Here is a 3,487-nt window from a genome sequence, read left to right as displayed (position 1 = left end):
CTCCCCCCCGCAGTCCACGGTCCCCCCACACCCCCCTCTGAGCCCCCCGCCCGCCCCGCCCCCCCCCCCCCCCCCCGACGAGATCAACGGCTTCCCGGGCCACACCGTCGGGGAACTCCTCGACATCCCCTTGACCGCGCACTTCATCGGCGGCTGCCCCATCGGCGACAGCCCCGAAACCGGCGTGGTCGACCCCTACCACCGCCTCTACGGACACCCGGGGATCACCGTCGTCGACGGCTCCACCGTCTCCGCCAACCTGGGTGTCAACCCCTCCCTCACCATCACCGCCCAGACCGAGCGTGCCATGTCCATGTGGCCCAACAAGGGTGAATCCGACTCCCGGCCCGCCCAGGGCGAGTCCTACCGCTACACCCCTCCGGTCAGGCCGAACCGTCCCGTCGTGCCCGACACCGCCTTCGCCGCCCTGCGCCTCCCGCTCCTCCCCATCCCCACCGTCCCCACCGTCCGCGCGGAGACGACCGACGACCTCCAGCACGACAATTGACCTGCGGGACCGGAATTTCGGGGTATCGAATCGACCAGGAAAGGAACCGCAGGCCGTGTCCACCGCGTGGCACTCGGAACTCCGCCAGGAACGCTCTCGATTCATGGAGACCATCGGCGAGCTGACCGACGATGAAATCCAGAACGCGAGAACTCTGTGTGCCCCTCGGACCCCCCGTGACGTCCTGGCGCATGTGGCCGGTCTGGGCCGCGGCCTGGGTCGCAACCGCGAGATCCCCGGCACGGTGGCCCGCGCCTTGTTCCGTGAAGGAGTCATCTGGAGCTGGCCGTTCGGCCGCAAGCTCACCCGCTACCGCGTCATCCCCAGTACACCCGGCGGTGGGCGGCGCGGCCGCGGCCAGGTGGTCCGCGGCACCACCGAAGCGCTCAGCATGTGGCTCGCCGGCCGCGGAGCGTCACCGATGAACTCACCTTCGATCAGGTCCACGACATGTGAGCGACTCCAGCTTCACGTGTGCTGAATGTCTGTGCCCCATTGATCACGCACCAGCCGAAAGCAGGAAATCTTGAACGCGAGCGAACTCGACTGGGACGACCCCACCGACCGGGAGAACGCCACCCGGGGCCTGGTCGGACGTCTCGACCCGTGCATCATCCGTGATGCGACCGGCAGTGTCGTCTGGGACAACGAGCGGTGGTCGTTCCTGGAGCAGGACTGCCCGGAGACCGCCCACCCCAGCCTGTGGCGGCAGGCCCGGTTGAATGCCCTCGACGGCCTCTTCGAGGTCGTACCGGGCGTGTACCAGATCCGCGGCTTCGACATCTCCAACATGACCCTGGTCGAGGGCGACACCGGAGTGGTCGTCATCGACCCGCTGATCAGCGAGGAGTGCGCCGCCGCCGGGCTCGCCCTCTACCGCAGCCACCGCGGTGAGCGGCCGGTCAGCGCCGTCGTCTACACCCACAGCCACCTCGACCACTTCGGCGGCGTGGGCGGCGTGGTGGACCGTGCGGACGTCACCGCCGGCCGCGTCCCGGTGATCGCCCCGGAGGGCTTCATGGAGCACGCGGTCGGCGAGAACGTCATCGCCGGGCCCGCCATGCTCGTCCGCGCCGGCTACATGTACGGCAGGCCGCTGTCGGCCGATCCCAGGGGAATGATCGGTTTCGGCCTGGGCCAGGCCACCTCAAGCGGGCGCGTCGGCCTGATCGCCCCCACCGCGCTGATCACCCGCACCGGGGAGGAACTGGTCGTCGACGGGGTCCGGATGGTCTTCCAGCTGACTCCAGGCACCGAGGCGCCCAGCGAGATGAACTTCCTGCTGCCCGACCACCGGGTCCTGCTGGTGGCCGAGAACGCCAACCACACACTGCACAACGTGCTGACCCTGCGCGGCGCCGAAGTTCGCGACGCCCAGGCCTGGGCCGGATACCTGACGGAGACCGTCCAGCTCTTCGCCGACCGCGCCGACGTGCTGATCGGCTCCCACCACTGGCCCACCTGGGGCCGCGCGGAGCTCACCACGCTCCTCTCCGAGCAGCGGGACGCCTACGCCTACCTCCACGACCAGACCGTACGCCTGATGAACCGCGGCCTGACGGCAACGGAGATCGCCGAGGAGCTGCAGGAGTTCCCGGGAGACCTGGGCAGCGCCTGGCACGCCCGGGGCTACTACGGCTCGCTCAGCCACAACAGCAAGGCCGTGTACCAGCGCTACATGGGCTGGTACGACGGCAATCCGGCCCATCTGTGGCAGCTCCCGCCCGAGGCGGCGGGCCGGCGCTACGTCGACTTCATGGGCGGCGCCGAGGCCGTGGTGAAGAAGGCCCGCGAGTCCTTCGACGCCGGTGATCTGCGCTGGGTCGCGGAGGTGCTCAATCATGTGCTGTTCGCCGAACCCGACCACACCGACGCCCGGGAGCTGCAAGCCGCGACCTTCGAACGGCTCGCCCACGGCGCGGAGAACGGCATCTGGCGCAACTTCTACCTCTGCGGCGCCCGCGAACTTCGCCAGCCCGCCGAGGCCAGGCGCGCCACGGCGGGCAGCTCCGGCCTGGCGATGGTCCCGGCCCTCTCCACGCTGCAGATCTTCCAGTCCTGGGCCGTTCGCCTCGACGGCCCGGCGGCCGCGGCCCACCGGCTGCAGCTGCGCTGGGAGTTCACCGACACGGCGGAGACCTGGACGTTGCTGCTGGCCAACGGGGTGCTGACCCCGATGCGCGGCGACGCTCCCGGCGTCGGGCAGCCGGACGCCGTACTCCGGCTGACCAGAGCCGAGTTCAACCGGTCGCTCTTGGGTACGACGGACTTCGCCTCGGCCGAGGCCGCCGGAACGATCAGCGTCGAGGGCGACCGGCAGGCACTGCTCATCCTGCTGGGGCTGCTGGAGGAGCCTTCCCTGACCTTCCCGATCGCCCTGCCCTAGTAGGAACTCCGTCAGGCCCTTCTCGATCTTGGTGTCTTGGGGGGCCTGCAGGGCAGGCTCACGGCAGTTGGTGCAGATGCCGGTCCGGCATCTCAGGGTGTTCTGATCAGTGCGCCGATGACCGTCTTGAGGAGGTGATACGGGAGGATGTCAGTCCTCACCGATGGGGACCCAAGGTGAGGCGCCGTCGGCCATCAGCGTCCCCGCGGGCGGCGGGAGATCACCTGGGGGAGCCTTCCCGCCTCCCAGTAGCCGTCGAGGATCTTGAGCAGGCGCTCGTGGTCGCGGAGGACCTCGGCGATCCGGTCGCCGTATTGCTCAAGGAGTGGGTCGCTCTCGACCATCTTGCGGCCGGCGCCCGTGAAGGACGACGAGTAGGCATGACAGTTGCCGCACCACACGTAGTTGATCCACGCCGGTTCGGTCCGGCCGTATTTCGTGCGGTGGTAGACGCGCATGGTCATGTGGCCGCAGATCGGGCAGGTTCGTTCGGACAGCGGCAGGTGCAGCTGGGCGCGGAGCGCCTCACTGTGATGCTCGCCGTAGGGGCGGGCCATGGAATCGGGACCCTTCTCTGAGTAACAGGTATGAGC

Annotated in this window: 4 protein-coding genes; 3 read left to right on the top strand and 1 reads right to left on the bottom strand. The window is 69.2% G+C overall.

Annotated elements, in window-relative coordinates; translation table 11 throughout:
* The 3 genes from ACFW2E_RS43605 to ACFW2E_RS43595 form a co-directional block, all read left to right on the top strand.
* Positions 1–508: GMC oxidoreductase (locus ACFW2E_RS43605; protein WP_384476756.1), on the top strand; the 508-nt coding region annotated here is incomplete at its 5' end.
* Between the two features lie 55 nt (positions 509–563).
* Positions 564–989, top strand: coding sequence for a hypothetical protein (locus ACFW2E_RS43600; RefSeq protein ID WP_384476753.1), 426 nt, complete (start codon positions 564–566; stop codon positions 987–989).
* A 45-nt stretch (positions 990–1,034) separates the two neighbouring features.
* Positions 1,035–2,894 carry an alkyl/aryl-sulfatase gene (locus tag ACFW2E_RS43595; RefSeq protein ID WP_384476750.1) on the top strand — a complete coding sequence of 620 codons (1,860 nt, stop codon included), beginning with the start codon at positions 1,035–1,037 and terminating at the stop codon, positions 2,892–2,894.
* Between the two features lie 194 nt (positions 2,895–3,088).
* Here the strand turns inward: ACFW2E_RS43595 and ACFW2E_RS43590 are convergent.
* Positions 3,089–3,487 (bottom strand): hypothetical protein (locus tag ACFW2E_RS43590; protein ID WP_384476747.1); only part of this gene is annotated, 399 nt, incomplete at its 5' end.

The organism is Streptomyces sp. NPDC058964 (genome assembly GCF_042741275.1).
Taxonomy (GTDB): domain Bacteria; phylum Actinomycetota; class Actinomycetes; order Streptomycetales; family Streptomycetaceae; genus Streptomyces.
Note: the sequence above shows the minus strand (reverse complement) of the source record. Positions and strands in the feature narration are given on the sequence as shown.